At 54.7% G+C, this 23,004-nt stretch carries 23 protein-coding genes; 15 read left to right on the plus strand and 8 right to left on the minus strand.

Going from position 1 to position 23,004, the window contains the following annotated elements:
- The 5 genes from ACWFTY_RS16995 to ACWFTY_RS17015 all read left to right on the plus strand — a co-directional run bounded on the left by ACWFTY_RS16995 (position 1) and on the right by ACWFTY_RS17015 (position 4,616).
- Positions 1-2,046 carry a ParB/RepB/Spo0J family partition protein gene (locus ACWFTY_RS16995; RefSeq protein WP_447526966.1) on the plus strand — a complete coding sequence of 682 codons (2,046 nt, stop codon included), beginning with the start codon at positions 1-3 and terminating at the stop codon, positions 2,044-2,046.
- A gap of 94 nt (positions 2,047-2,140) precedes the next feature.
- Positions 2,141-3,082, plus strand: coding sequence for an ArdC family protein (locus ACWFTY_RS17000; RefSeq protein WP_066746194.1), 942 nt, complete (start codon positions 2,141-2,143; stop codon positions 3,080-3,082).
- 49 nt (positions 3,083-3,131) lie between these two features.
- Complete coding sequence (locus tag ACWFTY_RS17005; protein ID WP_447526967.1) at positions 3,132-3,614, plus strand: hypothetical protein; 483 nt, start codon at positions 3,132-3,134, stop codon at positions 3,612-3,614.
- Positions 3,604-3,801: a hypothetical protein gene (locus ACWFTY_RS17010; protein WP_162493139.1), complete on the plus strand. Its 198-nt coding sequence runs from the start codon at positions 3,604-3,606 to the stop codon at positions 3,799-3,801. The genes ACWFTY_RS17005 and ACWFTY_RS17010 overlap by 11 nt, the downstream gene beginning before the upstream one ends.
- A gap of 311 nt (positions 3,802-4,112) precedes the next feature.
- Positions 4,113-4,616 carry a hypothetical protein gene (locus ACWFTY_RS17015; RefSeq protein ID WP_447526968.1) on the plus strand — a complete coding sequence of 168 codons (504 nt, stop codon included), beginning with the start codon at positions 4,113-4,115 and terminating at the stop codon, positions 4,614-4,616.
- Here ACWFTY_RS17015 and ACWFTY_RS17020 read toward each other — a convergent pair.
- Positions 4,573-5,058 (minus strand): hypothetical protein, encoded by a 486-nt coding sequence (locus tag ACWFTY_RS17020; RefSeq protein WP_447526969.1) that lies wholly within the window; start codon positions 5,056-5,058, stop codon positions 4,573-4,575. The genes ACWFTY_RS17015 and ACWFTY_RS17020 overlap by 44 nt on opposite strands.
- 102 nt (positions 5,059-5,160) lie before the next feature.
- Here ACWFTY_RS17020 and ACWFTY_RS17025 point away from each other — a divergent pair, with 102 nt between their 5' ends.
- The 4 genes from ACWFTY_RS17025 to ACWFTY_RS17040 all read left to right on the plus strand — a co-directional run bounded on the left by ACWFTY_RS17025 (position 5,161) and on the right by ACWFTY_RS17040 (position 9,382).
- A complete protein-coding gene (locus ACWFTY_RS17025; protein ID WP_447526970.1) occupies positions 5,161-5,739 on the plus strand; it encodes a DUF6927 domain-containing protein in 579 nt (192 codons plus the stop codon).
- 8 nt (positions 5,740-5,747) lie between these two features.
- Positions 5,748-7,007, plus strand: coding sequence for a hypothetical protein (locus tag ACWFTY_RS17030; protein WP_447526971.1), 1,260 nt, complete (start codon positions 5,748-5,750; stop codon positions 7,005-7,007).
- Positions 7,008-7,597: 590 nt separating this feature from the next.
- Positions 7,598-7,915 carry a single-stranded DNA-binding protein gene (locus tag ACWFTY_RS17035; RefSeq protein ID WP_447526972.1) on the plus strand — a complete coding sequence of 106 codons (318 nt, stop codon included), beginning with the start codon at positions 7,598-7,600 and terminating at the stop codon, positions 7,913-7,915.
- Positions 7,916-8,029: 114 nt separating this feature from the next.
- Positions 8,030-9,382 (plus strand): MBL fold metallo-hydrolase, encoded by a 1,353-nt coding sequence (locus tag ACWFTY_RS17040; RefSeq protein ID WP_447526973.1) that lies wholly within the window; start codon positions 8,030-8,032, stop codon positions 9,380-9,382.
- Positions 9,383-9,500: 118 nt separating this feature from the next.
- Here the strand turns inward: ACWFTY_RS17040 and ACWFTY_RS17045 are convergent, their stop codons facing one another.
- From ACWFTY_RS17045 to ACWFTY_RS17075, 7 genes are all read right to left on the minus strand, one after another.
- Positions 9,501-9,776, minus strand: a complete 276-nt coding sequence (locus tag ACWFTY_RS17045; protein ID WP_447526974.1) for an HU family DNA-binding protein — start codon at positions 9,774-9,776, stop codon at positions 9,501-9,503.
- 137 nt (positions 9,777-9,913) lie between these two features.
- Positions 9,914-11,152: a hypothetical protein gene (locus ACWFTY_RS17050; RefSeq protein WP_447526975.1), complete on the minus strand. Its 1,239-nt coding sequence runs from the start codon at positions 11,150-11,152 to the stop codon at positions 9,914-9,916.
- 197 nt (positions 11,153-11,349) lie between these two features.
- Positions 11,350-11,736: a YkvA family protein gene (locus ACWFTY_RS17055; protein ID WP_447526976.1), complete on the minus strand. Its 387-nt coding sequence runs from the start codon at positions 11,734-11,736 to the stop codon at positions 11,350-11,352.
- Positions 11,737-12,008: 272 nt separating this feature from the next.
- Positions 12,009-12,431, minus strand: coding sequence for an arsenate reductase family protein (locus tag ACWFTY_RS17060; RefSeq protein ID WP_447526977.1), 423 nt, complete (start codon positions 12,429-12,431; stop codon positions 12,009-12,011).
- Complete coding sequence (gene arsB / locus ACWFTY_RS17065; protein ID WP_447526978.1) at positions 12,428-13,495, minus strand: ACR3 family arsenite efflux transporter; 1,068 nt, start codon at positions 13,493-13,495, stop codon at positions 12,428-12,430. Before arsB ends, ACWFTY_RS17060 begins: the two co-directional genes overlap by 4 nt.
- Before the next feature lie 9 nt (positions 13,496-13,504).
- Complete coding sequence (locus ACWFTY_RS17070; RefSeq protein ID WP_447526979.1) at positions 13,505-13,837, minus strand: ArsR/SmtB family transcription factor; 333 nt, start codon at positions 13,835-13,837, stop codon at positions 13,505-13,507.
- Between the two features lie 262 nt (positions 13,838-14,099).
- On the minus strand, positions 14,100-15,440 hold the full coding sequence (locus ACWFTY_RS17075; protein ID WP_447526980.1) for an MFS transporter: 1,341 nt from the start codon (positions 15,438-15,440) through the stop codon (positions 14,100-14,102).
- Between the two features lie 102 nt (positions 15,441-15,542).
- On the opposite strand from ACWFTY_RS17075, the gene ACWFTY_RS17080 reads away from it, so the two are divergent.
- The 6 genes from ACWFTY_RS17080 (at position 15,543) to ACWFTY_RS17105 (ending at position 22,937) form a co-directional block, all read left to right on the plus strand.
- Positions 15,543-15,911 carry a hypothetical protein gene (locus ACWFTY_RS17080; protein ID WP_447526981.1) on the plus strand — a complete coding sequence of 123 codons (369 nt, stop codon included), beginning with the start codon at positions 15,543-15,545 and terminating at the stop codon, positions 15,909-15,911.
- 65 nt (positions 15,912-15,976) lie between these two features.
- Entirely contained in the window at positions 15,977-17,227 is a 1,251-nt protein-coding gene (locus ACWFTY_RS17085; RefSeq protein ID WP_447526982.1) for a TolC family protein, read from the plus strand.
- Complete coding sequence (locus ACWFTY_RS17090) at positions 17,224-18,462, plus strand: efflux RND transporter periplasmic adaptor subunit (RefSeq protein ID WP_447526983.1); 1,239 nt, start codon at positions 17,224-17,226, stop codon at positions 18,460-18,462. Before ACWFTY_RS17085 ends, ACWFTY_RS17090 begins: the two co-directional genes overlap by 4 nt.
- Positions 18,463-18,476: 14 nt before the next feature.
- Positions 18,477-21,629 (plus strand): efflux RND transporter permease subunit, encoded by a 3,153-nt coding sequence (locus ACWFTY_RS17095; protein ID WP_447526984.1) that lies wholly within the window; start codon positions 18,477-18,479, stop codon positions 21,627-21,629.
- Positions 21,630-21,682: 53 nt separating this feature from the next.
- Positions 21,683-22,339 carry a HupE/UreJ family protein gene (locus ACWFTY_RS17100; RefSeq protein ID WP_447527013.1) on the plus strand — a complete coding sequence of 219 codons (657 nt, stop codon included), beginning with the start codon at positions 21,683-21,685 and terminating at the stop codon, positions 22,337-22,339.
- The gene (locus tag ACWFTY_RS17105) at positions 22,305-22,937 is read left to right on the plus strand and encodes a hypothetical protein (protein ID WP_447526985.1); all 633 of its coding nucleotides are present in this window, start codon (positions 22,305-22,307) and stop codon (positions 22,935-22,937) included. The genes ACWFTY_RS17100 and ACWFTY_RS17105 overlap by 35 nt, the downstream gene beginning before the upstream one ends.
- Positions 22,938-23,004: the final 67 nt, after the last annotated feature.

Genomic DNA, 23,004 nt, shown 5'->3' on the forward strand with positions numbered 1-23,004 from the left:
ATGACCATTCAAATCATTCCACTCAACAAGCTCAGGCTCTCGCTGCATAATGTGCGCAAAAGCGGTGCCGAAACCAATCTGGATTGGCTCGTTGCCAATATCGAAGCCAAAGGCGTGCTGCAGAACCTGATCGGCGGCACAGCCAAGAAAAAGGGCTTTTACGACATTTTTGCTGGCGGCCGACGCCTGCGCGCGCTCAACATACTCGCAGCATCTGGCAAGATTGCCAAAAATCACGGTATTCCAGTGATGGTCAGTGACGAGAGCGCTGAAGGCATAGCTGAAACCAGTCTCGCCGAGAATTTTCTCAGGGAGAAAATGACACCGACCGACGAATGTCAGGCTTTTCTGCACTTTCTGGGTACAGATGGTGACATTGATGCGGTTGCCAAACGCTTCGGCCAAACGCGCCGCTTTGTCGAAGGCAGACTTCGGCTTGCTACACTTGCCGAACCCATTTTCGACATTCTCGCCGTTGGCGAAATGACGATGGAAGTAGCTAAGGCCTACGCCGCAACCGCTGATCAGGCAAAGCAGCTTGCAGTGTTTGAAGAAGTGAAGGGCAGCTGGCTTGAAAACAATGCTCACGAGATTCGCAAGCGTATTCTCGGCGCATCAATTCCAGCATCACATCCTGTTGCTCTCCTCGTCGGCGAAGCCGCCTATACAAAGGCAGGTGGGCGCGTCGCAAGGGACCTGTTCACCGAAGCCGAAGCTGCTGAATGGCTCGATGGTGATCTTGCCATCGACCTTGCCAGCACGTTGTTGCAGGAGGCTGCAGCTATCCATGCCGAAAAAAGCGGCATCGGCACGGTTGTTCCATTGCTCGCCAAAGGCTCGACCTGGACGGACCGCGAGGAACTCACGCAGGCACGGCTTGACCGCGAACCACTGAGTGAAGCAGCCGAGGCGCGTATCGCCAAAATCGAAGCCGAACATGGCCAGATAGAGCAGCTTTTCGAATCTACCGAAATGGATGGCGAGGAAATCGATGCAATTAACGAGCGGGTCGCCAAACTCGAGCGGGAAGAAGAAGAACTGCGCGATACCAAAGTGCTCATTGATGAGGAACGCAAGGCTTCTCTGACCCAGTTTATGGTGATCGGCGAAGACGGTAAGCCGCGTGTCGAGGCCAATTACTGGGAAGTCCCGCAAGCCCGCCAAAAGGGCGATGGCGATGGCCACAAGGATCCCAAAAAGGTTGCGGCCAAACTTCAGGGTCTCTCCGGCGTCCTTGCCGATGAACTTTCGATCGCCCGTCGCGATATTCTGGCACTCCACGTCGCCAGCAATCCGGCCATCGCGCTTGACCTCGCAATTTTCACGCTCGCCGACCGGGCGGTCGGAAAATATTCCGAGCATGGATGTTCCCTCGAGGTGGCACGGCGCAACGATCCCAGCGTACGCGGCAATCTGCCTGACAGTCTTGCAGGCGCAGCGCTTGGTGAAATTCGCAAACAGCTCGATACCGCATGGGCAGCGCATTCCACGGCAGCCGAGCGTTTTGAAGCCTTTCGCGAGCTCGACGAAGAGACCCGCGCAACCTGGCTTGCCGTCTGCATGGCTAGCAGCATGGAAGCCTCGCTTGGTGGCAAGGGTCTGCAGCACAGCAACCCCTTCCACGATCATCTGGGTCAACTGCTCGACATCGATGTTGCGGCATGGTGGCGGCCAAGCGCAGGCGGTTACTTCGCCCGTGTCCGAAAAGCCGGGATGCAGCGTGCGCTCGATGCCATCGGAGGACCGGTACTGGCTGCAAAATATGCCAGCTCCAAAGTCGCTGAAATGGCCGACGCCTGCGAAAAGCTCTGTGATGGCAGCGCGATCACAGAGCCGGAAATTCGCGAAGCGGGGATTGCATGGCTACCGGCAGCGATGCGCTTCGATCCCAACCAGGCCGAGGAAACCGGGGCCGAGGGCGAGGAATCCAAAGGAGGAGCAGCGGGTGAGGATAATAGCCACCCCGCCGGCGAAGAGCCAGAAAGCGGGTGCGAGGGTGAAGCGGACGGCAATAGCAAGGCCTCGACCACCAGCGAGAACGCCTGAAAAGGCTGCCTGAATACAAAACCACAAACTTGCATGCATTGCCCCGTTGTCATTCGGCAGCGGGGCAATTGCGCGCGCTCAAAGGATAATACCCATGAAAACCGACATCTCAGCCACGATTACCGCAACTATTATCGCAAAACTTGAAGCGGGAACAAAACCCTGGGTCAAACCCTGGACCGGGCAACCGATCTCGCGTCCGCTACGCCATTGCGGCTCAGCCTATCGCGGGATTAACACATTGATCCTCTGGATGGCGGCGGAAGAACGCGGTTATATTTCTCCTTACTGGATGACCTACCGGCAGGCGATCATCCTTAAGGGACAGGTTCGCAAGGGCGAGAAATCATCGCAGGGGGTCTTCTACAAGACACTGGTCACCAAGGACGGTAGGGCAGATCAGGACAGCATCGATGACAATGCAGTCGGTAGCGGCGATGAAGGACAAACGCGGCGCTTGCTTCGTCAATATGCGGTCTTCAATGCTGAGCAGATTGACGGGCTTCCTGCTCATTTTTACCCGATACCAAAACCGGCTCAAAAGATACCCGAATCCATCCACCGGCCCCGGCTAGAGGCGATATTCGCCAAAATCCCTGCGGCGGTCCGTCACAATGGCAATCAGGCCTATTATAATCGCACCCGCGATGAGATCGTTTTGCCAGTTATCGACCAGTTTCCCAACTTTGAAGCTTATTTTGCGGTACGGGCACATGAGACAGCCCATTGGACAGGCGCAAAACGGCGGCTTGACCGCACTTTTGGCAAACGCTTCGGCGATGCAGCCTATGCCATGGAAGAACTTGTTGCGGATATTGCTGCCGCTATTCTTGGCGCAACACTCGGGCTACCCGAAGCGCAACTCGACAATCATGCATCCTACCTCGCGCACTGGCTCAAGGTCCTCAAGTCCGACAAAACTGCCATCTTGACCGCCGCATCCAAAGCTGACGAAGCGGTCAACTTCATCTTGGGTTTTGCCCAGCAAGGCCCGTGCCGGATCGTTGGTCGCGAGCCCCAGCTTGTTGCGGCCTGAAGCCCGATCCGACCAAAATCCACCATTATGACATGTGAGGAAGACCAACATGGCCAATTATTTCACCCATATTTCGTTCAAGCTCGCTGTGACACGCGAGGAAGCGGAACAGCTTGTTTCAGTCATTGCAAGCGCGGCATCCATCGAAGATGGAAACGGACCCATGCTGGCACCGGAAATCGAGAAGGCATTCCGCACCGACAGTCAGAGTCCAGATCAAAACTTCTGGGAGATTATGGACGACTTGATTTTCGGCATTGAGTGCATTTACAATGAAACCAGCAGTACTCTCACCATCTTTGACAGCGATGGCGCGCCCAATCTCTCGGCGCTCGGACAATGCCTCCAACGCCTATACCCAGAAAAGCTGCCGCTCGGGTTCGTTTATGCCGATACCTGCGATAAGGCCCGCGCCGGTGGTTTCGGCGGAGGATATTTCGTCATCACGGGTGACACCATATCCCAACAGACGCTTGCCCAGATGCTCGATAATGATCTCACCGCGCTCGCGGAGACCTCTGGTGTCAGCTGACCAGCGCACTGCGGGTCACGTTGCCACGCTCGAGAATGCATACCGCGTCGCCACCCGCGTTGCCGAAGCGACCAACCAGGACATGCAGGTTTCCGCAACCGGCAAACCGGAACAACCCTTTATCGCGGAACCCGCCAACACCGGAACCCAGCGCGTCATCGCAAGGATCCTTGCTGATCGAGACTGATACAAAGCTCAAGGAGTTAGATATATGAGAATTATAGCCTACAAAAGCGAAGCTGCGAGGCCATTGGAGTGCCAATTCCCGTTCGCGATCTTCGCTTTTGCGAAGTTCCCAATTGCAGCAATACTGGTGCATATTCAGTTTTGGTTACTGTGGCAGCCGTTGATTACCTCATCGACATCAGTCAGCATGATTTGCAGATAATGGCGGACGTAAAAGCCAACAAACCCAGCGCATAAGCGCGATTTCAAATTCATCATAGCCGCTGGCCGTGACGGACTCGTCGCGCGCTCAATCAACGAAAGGACATTATCATGGCAGACCGCTGTTCAGCTTCAATTACCATCGGAGGAAAGCTACCCGCCGCCGATCTTCCCCAACTTCTCACCGCCATCAGTGATGAAGGCCTCTCTACCGAATTTGACGGCCCAACATTTGAGCTAACGGAACTTGTGAGCGGCGAACCATTATTGCTTAGCGCGCATGAAGTTAGCTGGGGCACGTTCACTGAACTGGAAGCCTTCTGCCGCACCCACCAACTCGCCTACACCCGGTGGACCGGCATGTGCGCCGGTGTATGGGGGTGCTTCCGTACCGTTTATCGCGGAGCAGCCGAAACCAGAGAGGGGGAAGACGCCGTTGATGAATATGACGTCAGCGAGGACGATCAGATCCTGATCGGCGAACAGCTGGCCCATAGGCTTGGTTCATTTCGTGCGATTGCCGATCATTTTGTCCGTGCCGCGTTCGCCGTGCCGCCGCTGGTTATTGTCGCTAGCGGGCCTGAGCAAAGGGAGCCCATTGCGCCCCGAGCGTAAAGTCGCCCGAAAACACGCCTAGAGGACCATCAACATCGGCGGTCACATAAGGATCATCGGCAAGCACCAAGCCGCTGCCAAAAACCGCTCCTTCACGGGCCAGTTGTGCGCGTGCTGCAAGTAGTTCGACCAGACGGCCCAGATCAACAGATGTGCCAAGCGGGTCCCGGCCTGCCAGAATATACCACAGGCACCGCTGATAATCATTGCCGCGGCCGCCAAGAATGGCCGCTAGTGCGGTCTTGGCGTCAGTTTGTCCTGCCATCAGACCATTAACTGTGCGCGAAAGCTCGGATGCAGCCGACAATGCATCCTCCGGGTCAACCCCAACCGAAGCACCGGCAAGCGCGCGAAATGTCCAATGTTCGTCGCAGCAATCACGCATTTCGATCAGACCAAGATCCACATCAATATTTTGCAACCAGTTCGGTGCCTTGTTCATATCAAATTCCTTATGATTGTGGACATAGCGTGAACATCGGCCCCCTGTCAATTTTACCGTGACGACCACATAACAAGGAGAACAACAATGGGATGGCTATTCATGACTTCACTGGGATACCACAAAACGCCAAAAGCCTATCTTGAAGATCAATTCACATTCGAGAACGATGCGGGCAAGAGCGAAATACTGGCCTCTGCAATGATCAAGATGCGCACCTGGTATGCCGCGTGCCGCCAATATAATAATGACACCGGCCAGACCACTGTGTTCGCGCTGGTATGCTTGGTCAAATATAATAAGCGCGCCAGCGACGGGATGATTTTCGGTTACAAGGATATGAGCGAAACCATGGGACCGAACGAATCCGAATGCCCCGCTAGGATACTTGACATGCTCGGCCCCACGACCAGCGAATATGCCCTGCAGTGGCGCGCCCGCTGCAGGGCGGTCGCAACCCGAAAGCATCGGCCCCCACCCAAGGACGGCGACATGATCGTCTTTGCCCAAACGATCAAATTTACCGATGGAAGCGAAGGGCGGCGTTTCCTTGTTTCCCGGCAGGGACGCAGGACGATCTTCCTCAATCCAGCGGCGGGAACACGCTACCGGATTTCCCGCTGGAAGGAGCTGAACTGGACCACCATAACAAAGATTGATGTCAAGCTGCCAGCAGCTTAAGCAAGGCCATGTGGTTGGTCCCCAGAGGCGCGAAAAACGCAAAAGGCAAAGAGCCGATCGCACCGGCGCTTAGTGACACATTGCGCATCTGGTACACCGGGCGCGGCGATCACCGCGATGAAGAAGCAGCGCTGATGCTTGTGCGCCATGCCCGCAAAAACGGGCAATGGATCGCCTGCGACTGTCAGGGCGAGCTTGCCACACCGATGCTCTCGCCCGCCTTGCTCACCGGGGCCGACACCTATTATCTCAGGCGGCTGACAGCGCGAAGCAGGCCTGAACATGGAATCAAATGTCCATTTTTCCGGGAACAGGCTTTCACCACTATTACCAGCCAGAAACGTCCCGCGCGCAACCAGCCTGAAGGCTATTTTTCCGTGCTGCGTCCACCCGCGCTTTCACTGGCGCAGCATCCCGAAGAGAAGCCGGAGCCGCGCGATGCAGCAAGCCACGGCGCTCCGCGTCTTGCAAAGCTGCTGTGGCGCCTGCTCGAACTGAGCGGGCGCACGGTCATTGAAGCAAATGAACAGGACAAACGCGACATTTCGAGCGAATTTGCCGCTGTACGCCAGCTCGCAGAACGATTGGAGGTTGCACCCGGCATACCGCTGAGCCGCATCCTCTTTACCCATCCGCGCGATTGGGAATCGCGGCGCATATTCGCAGTGCTACGCGAACTGGCTAAAAGCTGGCCTAAAGGCCATGAACCGCAGGCTTATCTGCTCGTCTTTGCCCGCAAGGTTCACGAACACAGCATCGAAACCACAGATGGCACCATCGATCTCGCAACCCGCCTTCGCCACCCAGGCACGCGGGGAAAACCGATCAGCGGGCCCGACCTGACTTTGGTTGCTATCGGTGAGGATCCCGATGCGCGCGGTTACGGCGCGCTTCGCGCATGGGGACAGCCTGTCCACAACGGCCACCGCTTCATTCCGGTAGATCATGATTTCGACCGGGTCATCGTCGAAGCTTTGATCACCGCGCGTCACATGCTCGCGCGGCAAGACATTGGCCTTACCGCCACAAAACCCATGTTCGACTACATCACCCCTGACGGCCCGGTTCGTCCGCCCTGGCTCATCTCCTTGCAGCGGGGAAATAATAACATTCCCGTGGTTATTGAAACCAGTCGCGCAGACTATGAAGAACCGCGCCGGGCGCGGGCCTTGGGGTTCATCGGCGCTGTCCTTGAAATAGACCGCTCTACGCTACCCAACCTCTCGTCCGATCTCGCTGAGATTGTACGGAGCATCCCTTCAGCCTGACGGTGAAGGGGGTTTGGCCGGGCTCCAATTTTTGCGCTGGAAGAGTACGTCGGCGCGTCGGTGAACGAAGGAGTGGCGGACAGAGAATGGTGATACCAAAAAATCATATGGCCTGCCGTTTGGCACGCACACCGTAATTTGCTGCTCCTGGACTCTGCCTGACCAGTGACAATGGCTTGTCCTCACCCTCATCTGTGCGCATTTGAACAGCAGCTCGAAAAAGCGGCACATGGTGCTTGGCTTGCAATTGTCCGGTCCTTGCGCGAAAATTTCCCAGATGTCCTCGGGCGAGCCAGTATTCCTGCAACGCATGAAAGATGGCGGCGCGCAGGGCGCATCATCCCGTCCGCTGCATTATGGCCGGGCTTCAATGTCGTCCAAATGGTTCGAAACAACCCCTTCTTCCTCACCTGCCCATAGCCCCAAGCGGGGAACGCCGTGCAACCACAAAATTGGCCCCGTGTTGCTTCGCTGCCCGCGCCAGACCATTTTTGCGGTGTCCCTCGGCAAGCCTCAGTGCAGACGCCCCCGCCCGGTTCTCATTCATGGGCAGGCAGAAGGAATTGTCCCAAGCCTTAAGGAGAAATGATATGAACCACGTTATTTTATCAGGCCGGGTAGGGGAAACCCCATCGCAGCGCGCCGCCGTCACAAGTTTCAGTCTTGCCACAAGCATCAATAAACGCGCAGAAGGCAAGGCAGTTATCGACGAAAATGGCCATCCCGAACAATATACTGAATGGCACCGCATCACCTGCTTCAACGGTCTGGCTGAAACCATCGCCAAACATGTCGCGAAGGGCAAGAAGCTCATCATTATTGGACGTATTCACTATAGCCAATATGAGAAAGACGGCGTGAAGCACAGCGGCACCGAAATCATCGCCGAGCAAATCGAGTTCGGTTAAACCGATGCAGGGCCGGGCATTGAGACCGGCCCTGGTTCTCGATAGCCAGAAACTGAGCGATATTGGGAACTTCAACCAAGTTTGCACGTAGTCTCTTTTAGGCAAGGAACAATCATGTTGTTAAAAAAAATCAAGACGCCGGGTCTCTCCCATCTTTCCTATCTTGTCGGTTCAGGAGGCAAGGCTGCCGTCATTGACCCCAGAAGAGACTGCGATATTTATCTTGAGATAGCGCGCGCCGAAGGCTTGGAAATCACCCATATCTTCGAGACTCATCGCAATGAAGATCTGGTATCCGGTGCGCCCATTCTTTCCGGCATGACGGATGCACCGGTCTTCCATGGACCCAATGCTGCGGGAGACGTTGTTTATGCAGAAATCGCCGGTCACGGCGACCGCTTTAAAATCGGGCAACTCATACTTGAGGTCATCAAAACCCCGGGCCATACCGACGATCATATAGCTTTTGCTCTCTATGACACAGAATATTCGGACGGCGCTGTCGGTGTATTTACCGGAGATGCGCTCTTTGTAGGCGACGTCGGGAGAACCGATTTCTACCCGGACCGCCAACAGGAAGTTGCCGGGCTTCTTTTCGATTCCCTGCAAAAAATTCTGTCACTGGGCGACCAGGCGATAATATATCCCGCACATGGGGCAGGATCGGTTTGTGGATCGGGAATGGCGGAGCGGGAGTTTTCTACACTCGGGCATGAACGGAGAAATAATCCCCGGTTGCAAATCGAGAGCCGGGATGAATTTATCGAGATCAAAATCAACGAGAACCATTATCAACCGCCCTATTTCCGGTTGATGGAGCGCCTTAATCTGGACGGTGGAGATCCCGCTCCGCGCGTAGCAGAGCCAAAAATTTTAAACCTGCCAGAAATGGAAAGTCATTCTCCCACCCATCTGGTGGATGTCCGCGACCCAATGGCATACGCCTCAGGTCACTTCCCCGGTTCGCTGAGTTTGCCGGTCGGCATGATACCGGCATTTGCAGGATGGTTCATAGGTGAAGAAGACACCGTTCTTCTGATCGGTTCAGACCAAAGCCAGCTTGCCGCAGCAACGGAGCATCTTGTTCGCATTGCCCTTGACGATATTATCGGCGGCTATACCGGCATCGTCCCGGCTGCTGCGGCAGGGAGAATCATGGAGCAAATTCCAATGATCGAAACGGAGGAAATTGAAAAACGGCTGAACGAGGATCGCGACGAGTGGACCTTACTCGATGTCCGTGATGCAGATGAGCGTGCAGAGGCATCAATTGATGGTTCAGAGCATATCTATGTTGGTGAATTGAATGAACGCTGGAAAGAACTCGATAGATCACGTCACTATACCATGATGTGCGCGAGCGGCATGCGGGCGACCGTTGCTGCAGGATGGCTTTCCAGACAGGGGTTTGAAAAAATCGACATTTATCTCGGTTCGATGGGAGCCTGGCAGGCGTCTCTGGCTTAGAGGCATACGCGATTATCGGTGCCACCAAACCAAGCAGCGCCATCGCTTGTTAATGCGCGAAACTGGAGCGGTAGCTGACCGACAGCTTCAAAGCTGCGGTCGTCCTCTCGCGGAGGAATTACGCGTTGACAGCGTCTTTCAAGCCCTTGCCTGCTTTAAATTTCGCTTGAGTAGATGCCGGAATCTGCATTGGTTCGCCGGTACGCGGATTACGCCCCGTTGAAGCTTTACGCTTGGATGTCGAGAAGGTACCGAAACCGACAAGGCGAACGTCGTCGCCACCCTTCAATGCACCGGTAATCGAACCGATAACTGCGTCTACCGCTTTGGCGGCATTGTTTTTGCTAAGGCCGCTGTGGTCCGCGACGCTACTGACAAGATCCATCTTATTCATGTGTATAACCCCTTGGTAACGGCAATTCGTCATGAATCGCGCGATCATCGGAGGGCATTAACACCTCGATGTTGCTGTAAGTCAAAAGAAACTCGTCATATTTTGACGATTTTCTCCGCAGGCCGGTAAACAATGTCCTAAGCCTCTGGCCGGGCGGCGTCGCGCAGCTCGGCAAGCGCCACCGCGAGTTTTGGTTGCCCGACCTTGCGCAAGCCTGCAACAAGTCCGGCAATGAAGTTGCTCTTTGACAAGATGTGATGGACAAGGGCGATGCGGTTTTCCGTGCGATGATGACTAGTTAGCGTCTGATCAAGAAGACGAGCATATTGATCACCGAAAAGTCCATCACGGCCTATATAGAAGATGGTTTGTAGCTCGGCGAACTCTTCGATCGAGAGCATTTTTAGAACCGCGCCGTTGAGCTCACGCATATCGTCGCCATATCGCATGATCTCGTCGAAACTTGCGCTAGCAGCATTGACCACTCGCGGCTTTTCGTCCGAGTGCACCGGTGGATGCACCTTGAGCCAAATCTCGGCAATCTCCATAATCTTTTCGGATGTGAGATAGCTCAATTTGGTATCGAGGCCGATCAGCACTTTAATTTCGCGCGATGCCTTTATCGCCGTGAGCGCATTGGAAAACCCGTTGCTGCTAAGGTCAAACCGTTCCATCGTGGCTGCCCTGCGCGCAATAAAGGCCTCCTCGGTCCAGGTCGATTTCGCGCCGACTATCCCTGCAATCTCGATGAGATCGGAGCGGGAGCAGTCTTTCGTACTGTTGCCTGCAACAACCTCCTGAGAGAGGCGGAATACGCGGTCCATGAGCCGCCCCAGAATATCGCGGAGTTCGACGATGCTCGCCTGCACAAAATGCAGATTGACGACAGCAAGCTGTTCGAGGCTCTGTTTGCCTTCCTGATTTTCGAAATAACGCAGTTCTTGTCCGTCGATATCGTGACGAGTGAAGCTTTCGACGAAGGGTTTGAGTTCGGCTATATGGGTTCTGCAGGCGAGGTCGCCGATCACCTGAGCGCTCAGATGCTCCCAATAACCCTCGATATCATGGTTGATTGGTCCTTCGCGCTCGCGCGCCATGCCGATCGCCACCAGTTCGCGCAGAATATATTTGAGCGCTAGCTCCAGGCCATGCCGTGCGTTATAAAGGATCGGCATCGCGAGTGTGTCTCGGCTTTCATAGAGTTTCTTCGCGATCAGCGTGTCAGCGAGCAGCTGCGCCGCCTCAATATAACCTTCGACATAATTGATCTCATCGCCTTGTTTACCGATGCATGCATTCCATTCGCCGTCGTTGACGGTTTCGAAAAACGGGTCGTGCACAACGCCATCGCGCAAAAGCTCTCCCATCTCTGGCATGCCCTTTATCTCTCCCGGTCGCGCGGCTACGTGCAGGTTGGTTCGGGTGATGGCGCGGCATCGCCCTCCGAGGAGCAATACTGGCGGTTCTTCACACGTTCGACAAGAATTGATTTCTGGTGCGCCCGAGGGATGCTACAAACGGTTTATGAGTGGCCGATTATCGCAATGTTGAAGGCATGACATATTCTGGACCGCTAGAGGACGTTTGCGATTATCCAACTTGCCAAAGCCAGTACGGCCGCCGCCCATACAGCGGCTATCAAAGCGGCGGCGACATAGTTCACGGGACGATCGGATCTGAGGAGTGCTTCTGCCCTGAAATTTGCCATTAACGGAGCAGGGATGAGGCGTATTCCAAGTGCAATCCCTAGTGGCAAAATGACCAGATCATCAAGATAGCCAATTACGGGAATAAAGTCTGGTATTAGGTCGATGGGGCTAAATGCGTAAGCAGCCACGCCCCCGGCTACCAACTTTGCAAGCCAAGGCGTGCGAGTGCTACGTGCCGCAATCCACATAGCAACGACATCGCGCTTCAATGCCCGCGCCCACAGTTGCAGTTTCTCGATTCGCCCTGCCATCTGGCTATCTAGCCTTTAACGGTTGATATACGCAATTGGTTGGGTTGTGTTGAAAAACTCGGGGTTGGCAGGACTGGCGATAAATTTCAGCAATATTGATTCAACATCGCTTAATCGTGTGAATCATTGTTGCGCTCAACACTTCATTTAAGGCCAAAGGTTGCTGACGAAAATCGGTTGTGGAGTTTTTCAACACAATCGGGTGGTTTGCAGACTGACGGGTTTTTTGTTGCTTTGCAAATCAAACCAACCCGTGCATACTGATTGGAGCGTCAATTAACCCGCTTTCCTGCTGCATCAATTAGCAACGTACCGTCTTCTTTTGATATTCGTCCCGGCGGCAGGTTGCCCAATAAGTTGAACACCAATTCACTGGGACGGCAGAGCCGCACACCTTTCGGCGAACACACAATAGGTCGATTGACCAGAACGGGATGTTTCAGCATCGCGGAGAGCAAGGTTTCTTCATCCATCGCCGGATCAAGCAGCCCAAGCTCCTCCGCCGGAGATTTTGTTGTTCTCAGCGCGGTGTGTGGCGTCAAGTCAGCAGCGGCGAACAACGCCAACAGTTGCGGACGGGTCCAACCCGTTTCCAGATAATAGATAACAACAGGTGTTTCGCCCGATGCCTCGATAGTGGCCAATACGTTACGCGATGTGCCGCAATCAGGATTGTGGTGGATAACTATGCTCATGCAGCATCTCCTTCGGTTGGAAACCAGTGTTTCGTCTTGTTGGCGAAGGCGACGAGCGACAGCATCACCGGCACCTCGACTAACACACCGACCACCGTTGCAAGGGCTGCTCCCGAACCAAGGCCGAAAAGGCTGATCGCCACGGCTACCGCCAGTTCGAAGAAATTGGATGTCCCGATAAGTGCGCAAGGGGCCGCGACATTAAATGGTATTCGCCACGCCCGCGCCGCTCCATAGGCAACAAAGAAGATCCCATAGGATTGGATAAGTAAAGGAATCGCAATCAGCGCAATTACGAGTGGTCGGTCGAGAATGACCTCTCCCTGAAATCCGAACAGCAACACCACCGTGATCAGTAACCCGGCAATGGAAAATGGTTGTACACGGCTTTTGAAGGCATCAACTGCCGCTTCGCCGCGATGCGCAACCAGTTTACGGCGAGTGAGATACCCCGCCAACAACGGGAGCATGACATAGAGCCCAACCGACAATAGAAGCGTGTCCCAAGGTACCACGATATCGGTCACACCCAAAAGAAAAGCGACAATGGGCGCAAATGCAAACACCATGATGACATCGTTCACGCTGACCTGCACCAATGTGTAGGTGGCGTCTCCGCGGGTCAGATTCGACCAGACAAAGACCATTGCCGTACAAGGTGCGGCACCAAGGAGAATGACGCCGGCGAGATAGGCTTGCGCATCATCCGGCGGGATCAGGCCGGCGAAAATATATTCAAAAAACAGTACACCAAGTACAGCCATCGTGAATGGCTTTATCAGCCAGTTTACGACCAGCGTTACAACAAGACCTTTTGGCTTATCCCCGACCTGTCTCATAGCGCCGAACTCGACACCCACCATCATCGGATAGACCATCGCCCAGATTAGAACAGCCACCGGCAGATTAACCGAGGCAATCTCTAGCGATGCGAGGGCTGCAAAAAGACCGGGAAAAAGATTACCGAGCAGAAGCCCTGCGGAAATTGCGAGCGCCACCCATACGGACAACCACCGTTCAAAGGTTCCAAGCCCGGCCGCAGCCGGAAGCGAAAGTTCCGTCACAACATTCTCCTAACCGGCGCAGGCGATTTCATTTATTAAAGTCCCGCAAAGCTCAGGCTGACCACCGCAACAATCCTCAAGCAGAAAAACGAGCAACCCGTTCAATCCATTTGTGTCGACAAAGTAGCGGATATTACGTCCTTCACGTTCGTTTCGGGTCAGGCCGGATTGCGAAAGGATGGATAGATTGGAAGACATTGTATTCTGCCGCACGCCCAGCGAGCCACTCACTTCGCCTGCCAACATGCCTTTTTCGCCCGCTTTGACCAGCAGGCGAAAGACATCAAGTCGTGTAGATTGGCTCAGCGCACCAAAGGCGCTCAGCGCATCATTCTTATCCATATATCCCGAATTATCGATATATTTGGCTTTGGTCAAGATTCGATTGTGACCATTCATCAAACGATAACTCAGCCAATTTCTGCTATTGCTTTAAAACTGATCCAACTGAATGTCGGGTTTCGGGGCGATTGCCCACCTGCTGCTCACCAGCCGGAAAGCGGTTAGGCAGCTTTTAGGATATCCCGACCGATCGAGTGATTGTGAATGACAACAACTCGTTGGGTAGTGGAATGTCTGTTTGTCGAAGGAAGAGTTGCGATCCTTATCCTCGCGGCCACTGCGGGTGCAAATCGTCAATCACATAGGTGTGACCGCTGAACGCTTGTCCTGCATGCTCTTCGCGAAGATGCGGATGGTTTGGCGGCAGATCATCGTGATTATGCGCGACGATTTGGGGATCGCCTGCGGGCCAAAAAATCAATGCGGCGATGATTCCGGATAGCGCCAGAAACGCCAATATGGCGAATGCCGCTGTTTGTCCGAACACCGCGCCCACTTGACCGGCGAGCGGATAGGCAATCAGCCAGCAGCCGTGACTGAGTGCAAATTGCGCCGCGAAGATTGCGGGCCGATCCTCGGCATGGGCTGACCGTCGCAACAGTCGCCCCGAGGGTGTGACACTAGCGGAATAGCCTATCCCCAGCACAAACCAGCCGATGAGAACTATTTGCCAATAATAGGCCGATTGCTGCAATATCGATGTCAGTAGCGCCATTGCGGCTAGACCGCCAAACAGCGCAGTGGCGGCGGTCATCATCACCTTACGGTCACTGAACCGACCAAGAATGCGCGGAAGCAGCAGCGCGGAGAGCATTGAGCCTGCACCATAGCTTGCGAGTGTCAAAGCGACCGCCTTGTCTCCAAAACCGAGCTGATCGCGAACGATGACGATGGTGTTGACGATGACCATTGCACTTGCTGCTGCCGAAGCCAGAGTTAGTGCAAGAAGCCCTTTCAGCCTTGGTGTTTTTAGATAAATCCGCAGACCTCTTGTGGTCTTGGCGAAGATACCGCCAGTGCGCGTGATCGCCTTGGTCGCCGGTAAAGTGACCGACAAGACAAACAGTGCAGAAGCAATAAAGCCGATGCCGGTGCCTGCGAAAAGCCAGTGAAAGCTGATAACGGACAGCAAGGCTGCTGCCAGCATCGGGCTCAGCAGGTTTTCCAGATCGTAAGCGAGACGTGAGAAGGAAAGTGCTTTTGTATAGTCATCCTCGTTAGGCAACACGTCAGGAATAGTCGCCTGGAAAGTGGGCGTGAACGCCGCCGATGCCGATTGCAGAATGAAGATCAACAGATAGATTTGCCAGATCTGATCGACAAAAGGCAGCATGAATGCAACGCCTGCACGCACTGCGTCCATTGCAACCAGAAACGCTCTTCGCGGTAGCCGATCTGCATAGGCACCGACGACGGGAGCAACAAAAATATAAGCGACCATCTTGATGGCAAGCGCTGTGCCGAGCACAGCGCCGGCATTACCGCCAGCCAGATCAAAGGCGAGTAAACCGAGCGCAATTGTCGCCAGTCCCGTTCCGATTAGCGCAATAATCTGGGCCGAAAGAAGGTTGCGGTATATCTTGTTGCGGAGGATTTCGAGCATTTGTTACGAGTAGGTTGCGTTTTCATACGACTGCAAGTGAAAACGCGTCCCGCTCAAAAATTTTTCTTGTGATTCAATATGTCCACGTTTAGGGACGCGTCCATGTTCGCTCGATTTTCCCTGATGCTGATAGCTATCGCCCTTGTTTTCGGGAGCATTCATGCTGGGCCGGGACTAGTGGAACATCACCAAGATCATGATAGCGCCAGTCAGGCCTTTCATCAGGAACTTGATGCCAATATGTCCTTGGCAAAGCAGGAAGTCGCGCTGAACAGCCAGCCTGCTGACGAGGATAACACCCTCGATGTGGAAGGTGATACGCATCAGCATTTTTCGCCGACCGCAGACCATTTGAGCGGCACCAAAGTTGAATCAACTAACCATGATGGTCGCAACTTGGTCTTTGCGTCCGCTCCTGCATTTATGCGGTCTGTGACACAAAAACCCCCAATTGAGCCACCATTAGCCTGATCTATTAGCCGCAGCGTGCAGTTTTCTGCGCGCTGTAATTGTTATGGATCAGGAGTTTACAACAAATGTTAAGATATTCACGTGCCGCCCTTCTGGCGGGTGCGTTGCTTGTGACCGGTGCACCAAGCCTTGCGGAGACCGTTTCGCTCAATCAGGCTGTTGCAAAAGCGCTCGATGCAGCGCCGTTATTGCGCGCCGAGGAAGCTGCGATTGCAGCGGCGCGCGCTGGAAAGGTGCAAGCTGACGTTCGTCCCAATCCATCGGTTACCGTAGAAGCCGAGAATTTTGTCGGCACCGGCCCTTATAGCGTGCTCCGCCGTGCGGAGGTGACTGCCACCTATAATCAACCTATTGAACGCGGCGGAAAACGGGCGGCGCGCGTTGCACTGGCTGAACGGGAAATCGGTGTGGCCAGTGCCTCAGCCGAGGTCACCCGCTTGGAATTGGCCGCCGCTGTGCAGCGATCGTTTCTGGATATTTTGATTGCCCGGCAAATCGAGGCCATCGCAAAGCAGCAGTTATCCATTGAAGAGGGCTTGCAGAGCGAAGCCTTACGGCGGGTGCGCGGATACAAGGACCCGCTCTTCGTAGAAACACGGGCTGCGGCACGAGTGGCGCAGGCTCAGATCGCAGTGGAACAATCTCAGGCACAGCTGCGCAATGCGCGCGACGCTCTGGCCTCCTTCTGGGGCGGCAATGGCGATGACCTTGATGTGGTCGGAGAATTGGTGCTTGGCGGCAATCAAAAGATCGAACTGGCAGAGGCTGATCAAGCACTCGAAGAAGCCAGGGTGGCGCGGGCAAGCGCAGTGGTTATTGTAGAACAAACCCGCAAGACTCAGGATTATACCGTCAATGGCGGCACGCGTTTTATCAAGGGAACCAATGATATTGCGCTGGTTGCCGGGATTACCATACCGCTGGGGCGTTTTGATCGCAATCAAGGCAATATCGAACGCGCGCGCGCCGAACGCTGGCGTCTTGAACTGACGGCGGAGGCCAATCGGTTAGAGCGACTACGCCGACGGGCAAGTCTCGGCGCAGAAGCAGACCGTGCGCTTAGCCGCGCGGAAGCTATCAAATCCGAAGTTTATCCGCGCGTGGCCAAGACGTTGGCGCAGGTGCGCGAGGGTTATAATCGCGGCGGTTTCAGCTTCCGGGATATGCAAGATGCAGCCGACGCTATCATCATAGCGCAAGACAAATGGTTGACCGCCATGATCGAATATCGCGATCTCCAAACCGAATTAGACCGGCTCACCGGACGCTTTGATGCGTCTATTGCGGCAATCAATGAAGGATATACACAGCCATGAAGACGAACTGGAAAATTGGTGCAGCGATGGCGGTATTGTTTCTTGTGCCGATGGCCGCATGTAGCACAGATGCACCGAGTGAAGTGGGCGAAGGCGAAGCGGCCGAAGAAGAAAAAGGCCCTCACGGAGGAAAGATCCTTCGGGACGGCGATTTTGCCGTCGAAATGACCGTTTTTGAAGACGGTGTGCCACCGGAATTTCGCGTCTATCCGACACGCGATGGCAAGCCCGTCGACCCGAAGTCTGTCAAGCTTACCGTCACATTGAAACGGTTGGACGGCCAGATTGAAAAATTCGCGTTCAAGCCGGAGAAAGATTATCTGGTCGGTCAGGGCACGGTGATTGAACCCCATAGCTTTGATGTGGAGGTTGTCGCCGCTTCCGGCGGGAAACGCCATGTCTGGAAATATTCCAGTCCCGAAGGTCAGACGAAGATAAGCGCGTCTGCCGCAAAAGATGGCGGGATCGAATTTGAAGTGGTTGGTCCACAATCGATCAGCGATATTCGTGAAGTAGAGGGCGTCGTCCAATTGGACCCGGCAGCAACCTCGGAAATCAGAGCGCAATTCCCGGGCAAAGTGATGCAAGTGACAAAAGCGGTCGGCGACTATGTCAAAAAGGGCCAGTTGCTGGCGCGGATTGAATCGAGTGAATCGCTGCAAATCTATCCGGTCTACTCGCCTGTCAGTGGCGTGGTTGCAGAGCGCAACGCCAATGTCGGAAATGTCGCCTATGACCAGCCTATTTATGTCATCACTGATCCAAGCAGCACGAGCGTCGTTTTCAATATTTTCCCGCGAGATTTGGGCACAATCCGGCCTGGCCAGAAAATTATCATTGAGACGCTTGATGGCAAACCGGTCGCTGATTCGGTTCTCGGAGGCTATTTGGCCGAAGGCAATGTGGCAGCAGGCACAGCGCAGGTGCGCGCTAGTCTGCCAAATCGCGATGGACGCTGGCGTCCCGGTATCGCTCTGCACGGACGTGTGGTGGTGAACGCAGTGACAGTGCCGCTGGCGGTTCGGACAGAGGCGTTGCAGCCGTTTCGGGATTTCACCGTGGTCTATGCCAATTTTGGTGAAGTTTACGAAGTGCGCATGCTCGAACTTGGCCGAAAATCCTCTGAATGGACCGAGGTTTTGGGAGGCATCAAGCCCGGCACCAAATATGCAGCCAAAGGATCATTTCTCATTCGTCAGGACATTGAAAAGTCCGGCGCATCTCACGATCACTAATGGAAAACCAAACTATGCTCGCTAGAATAATAGGCTTCTCGATCGCGCAGCGCTGGCTTGTGCTCGCCATAGTTGTCGTGCTGATGGCAATTGGCGTGTGGAGCGCAACGCGACTGCCCATTGATGCTGTGCCCGATATCACCAATGTTCAGGTGCAGATAAACACCGAGGCCGAGGGGTTCTCTCCTCTGGAGGCTGAACAACGCGTTACCTATCCGATTGAAACGGCGCTCGCAGGCGTTCCGAAGCTGGACTATACTCGTTCGGTTTCGCGCTACGGCCTGAGCCAGGTAACAGTCGTTTTTGAAGACGGCACCGATGTCTATTTTGCGCGGCAGCTGGTGAACGAGCGTCTGCAGGCGGCCAAATCGCAATTGCCACCAAACATCGAACCGCAAATGGGACCGACCGCGACCGGGCTTGGCGAGATTTTCATGTATTCGGTCACGCCCAAAAAGGGCGCGCGCAAGTCCGACGGTTCAGAGTGGACACCAACCGACTTACGCACCTTGCATGACTGGGTAGTGCGCCCGCAAATGCGCAATGTTCGCGGAGTGGCGGAGGTCAACACAGTTGGCGGCTATACCAAGCAATATCATGTGACCCCCAATGCCGAGCAACTGGCATCCCTGGGCATATCGCTGACCGATGTGGTGGATGCGCTGGAAGCAAATAATGCAAATGCGGGCGCAGGCTATGTAGAGCGTGCGGGCGAGCAAGTTCTGATCCGGATACCGGGGCGGGTAGAAGATCAAAATGATCTGTCGCAGATTATCGTCGCAAAACGCGGCGGAATACCTATTCGCATTGGCAACATTGCCGAAGTGGTAATCGGATCCGAATTGCGCAACGGCGCAGCAACGGAAAATGGCAGGGAGATCGTGCTTGGCACGATCTATATGCTCACCGGCAGCAATCCGCGCATTGTCGCTCAGGCAGCAGCAGAAAAGCTGGAGGAGGTAAATCGTTCGCTTCCCGATGGAGTGCAGGCGGTGCCGCTCTATGATCGCACAGAATTGGTCGAGCGGACGATTGCAACGGTGGAGACAAACCTCCTCGAAGGCGCGTTGCTTGTCATAGTTATCCTGTTTCTGCTGCTCGGCAATGTTCGTGCTGCGCTGATTACCGCAGCGGTCATACCGATTTCCATGCTGATGACGCTATCCGGCATGGCGGCAGGGCGTGTCTCCGCGAACCTGATGAGCCTCGGCGCGCTCGATTTTGGTTTGATCGTCGATGGCGCTGTTATCATCGTCGAAAATTGTCTCAGACGGTTGGGGGAAGCACAGCAAAAAGCTGGTCGCCTGCTCGACCGTGAGGAACGTTTTAGCCTTGTTGCCCGCGCCAGCAGCGAAGTGATCCGTCCGTCGATATTTGGTGTTATCATCATTACCGTTGTCTATTTGCCGATCTTCGCGTTGACTGGGATTGAAGGCAAAACCTTTCACCCCATGGCGATTACCGTCATGCTTGCACTTACGGCAGCGCTGCTACTTTCGCTGACCTTTGTTCCTGCGGCGATTGCGATGTTCGTCACCGGCAAGGTTGAGGAGAAAGAGAACCGTGTCATGGCTTGGCTGCGGAAAGGCTATGCGCCTTTGCTCGACTGGTCGATGCCCAAGGGCAAAATCCTGATTGCCGGGGCAGCCTTGCTGGTTGCGGTCAGCGGATGGGGCGCAACGCGTCTGGGCTCGGAATTTATTCCAAACCTCGATGAAGGCGACATTGCCATGCACGCACTGCGCATCCCGGGCACCAGCCTGAGTCAGGCGATCCAGATGCAACAGTCGCTGGAAAAACGGATTAGCGAATTTCCAGAAGTCGAGCGGGTATTTGCTAAAATCGGGACAGCCGATGTGGCAACCGATCCGGTGCCGCCGTCGGTTGCCGATAATTTCATCATGCTCAAAGACCGCAAGGATTGGCCTGACCCGCGCAAGCCGCGCGAAAAGCTGGTCGAGGAACTGAACGCAGCAGTGCAGCAGATTCCGGGCAATAATTATGAATTTACGCAGCCTGTGCAGATGAGACTCAACGAACTGATTGCCGGTGTCCGCGCCGATGTTGCGGTGAAACTGTTCGGAGAGGATCTCGATCAACTGCTCGAAACGGGCGCTGAAATTGAAACGATCGTAGAATCGATACCCGGAGCGCAAGATACCAAGCTGGAACAGGTAACGGGACTTCCCGTTCTGTCGGTCACGCCGCGCCGCGAACTTCTGGCCCGTTATGGCATAAATATTAGCGATGTGCAGGATGCAGTGGCGACCGCTACCGGCGGGCGCAATGCGGGTCAGGTTTTTGAAGGTGACCGGCGCTTTGACGTCGTCGTTCGATTGCCAGAAGAAATCCGCACCGATATTGAGCGGCTTGGCCGCTTGCCAATCCCGATTACAAGTGGGGGCAGCGGTGAGTTCGTGCCATTGTCAGAAATTGCCAATATTGAACTGTCCGTTGGCCCTAACCAGATCAGCCGGGAAAACGGCAAGCGCCGCGCGGTTGTTACCGCCAATGTTCGCGGACGCGATTTGGGATCGTTCATCACCGAACTGAGGTCAAAGATCGATAGCGATGTCCCACTGCCGGAAACCTATTATGTTCAATATGGCGGGACATTTGAACAGCTTCAGTCAGCAGCCACAAGATTGCAGATTGTCGTGCCTATGGCGCTCCTGCTTATCTTTGGCTTGTTGTTCATGTTGTTTCGTTCGACCCGTGACGCTGCCATCGTGTTTTCCGGAGTGCCCTTGGCGCTGACCGGCGGTGTCGCGGCGCTAGCCCTACGAGATATTCCGATGTCAATTTCAGCAGGAGTTGGTTTCATCGCCTTGTCGGGCGTGGCGGTGCTCAATGGTGTCGTGATGCTGTCTTTCATCCGCGATTTGCGGGAGCGCGGCATGGCGCTTGAAGAAGCCATTCGGGAAGGAGCCCTCACCCGGCTGCGCCCTGTGCTGATGACCGCGCTGGTCGCATCGCTCGGCTTTGTGCCGATGGCTCTGAACGTCGGGGCCGGATCGGAAGTGCAACGCCCGCTTGCCACTGTCGTAATCGGAGGAATTATATCCTCGACCATCCTGACGCTGATTGTGCTGCCTGCATTATACAGGCTGATCCACGGACGCGCCGAAAGAAGAGAGAAAAATATGCAAGCAGTAGCAACAATATGAGGCAGTTCATGAAAATATCCGGGTATAAATTTTCGGTCCAAGCTTTTCTGGGCATGATATTATGCATCGCCTTCGCGACCACTGCCTATGCCCACGGGGTCGCAGAGGGCGATCAGGGCTATATCGAACAAACCAGCGGACCGCAGATTATCGCATTCCTCTATCTGGGTGCCAAGCATATGGTCACAGGTTATGACCATTTGCTGTTCCTATTCGGCGTTATCTTCTTCGTCTACCGGCTCAAACATGTCGCCGCTTATGTGACCCTTTTTGCAATCGGGCACAGCACAACGTTGCTTGCGGGCGTTTTGCTCGGCACGAACATCAGCTCTTATGCGGTCGACGCAATTATCGGGCTGTCGGTGGTTTACAAGGCGCTCGACAATCTGGGCGCATATCAACGCTGGTTCGGCTTCCAGCCCAATACCAAGGCTGCGGTCCTGATATTCGGTTTCTTCCACGGCTTCGGTCTTGCGACGAAATTGCAGGAATTTTCGCTGTCGCCAGACGGCCTGTTGATCAATCTGATATCGTTCAACGTTGGTGTAGAAATCGGACAGTTTCTGGCGCTCGGCGCAATATTGATTGCGATGGGATATTGGCGCCGCACCGCCAGCTTTAGCCGCCATGCATTCTCGGCCAATGTCGCTTTGATGATCGCGGGCTTCATGCTCTTTGGATATCAGCTCACCGGCTATTATGTCGCTTGAAAGGACTAACATGACTGAATTTGGAACACCCACTCGTTCGGAGCTTCCCTCCGTCCGCCAATTGAACAAGGCCACTGCTTTTGCAGCCGCTACCGCTGCAATCCTGCTGGTGACCACTATACTTCCTGCCGAATATGGCATTGATCCAACCGGTATTGGCAGCGCATTGGGGCTCAAAGCCATGGGCGATGGCAAGCAGGCTGAACAGGAAGCAGAGAAAGAAGCTCCGGCCGCTGACAATCTCGCGTCCGTTGAAGGAGAAGCGTCAGCGGGCATTCAGAACAGCGAGGTTACGCTCACCTTGCAGCCGGGCGAAGGACGCGAGGTGAAAGCGACAATGAAAGCAGGCGAAGAGTTTGAGTTCACCTGGGCAACAGACAAAAATGCCGTCAATTATGACCAGCACGGCGAGGTTTTTGGAGCCGCCTCGGACGAATATACCAGCTATGATAAAGGGACCAAAGCTTCCTCGACCGGCAGGTTTCGCGCTCCATTTGATGGCACGCATGGTTGGTATTGGCGCAATCGGACCGAAGGCCCCGTCACCATTACCGTCTCCGCTACTGGTCAATTCTCGAAATTTGAACTTAAAGAATAGGACCAAAAAGAATGCGTAATATACTAGTTGCACTTACCGCCTTGGCCACTGTTGCCAGTCCTGCTCT

The organism is Parasphingorhabdus sp. NYA22, assembly GCF_976973735.1.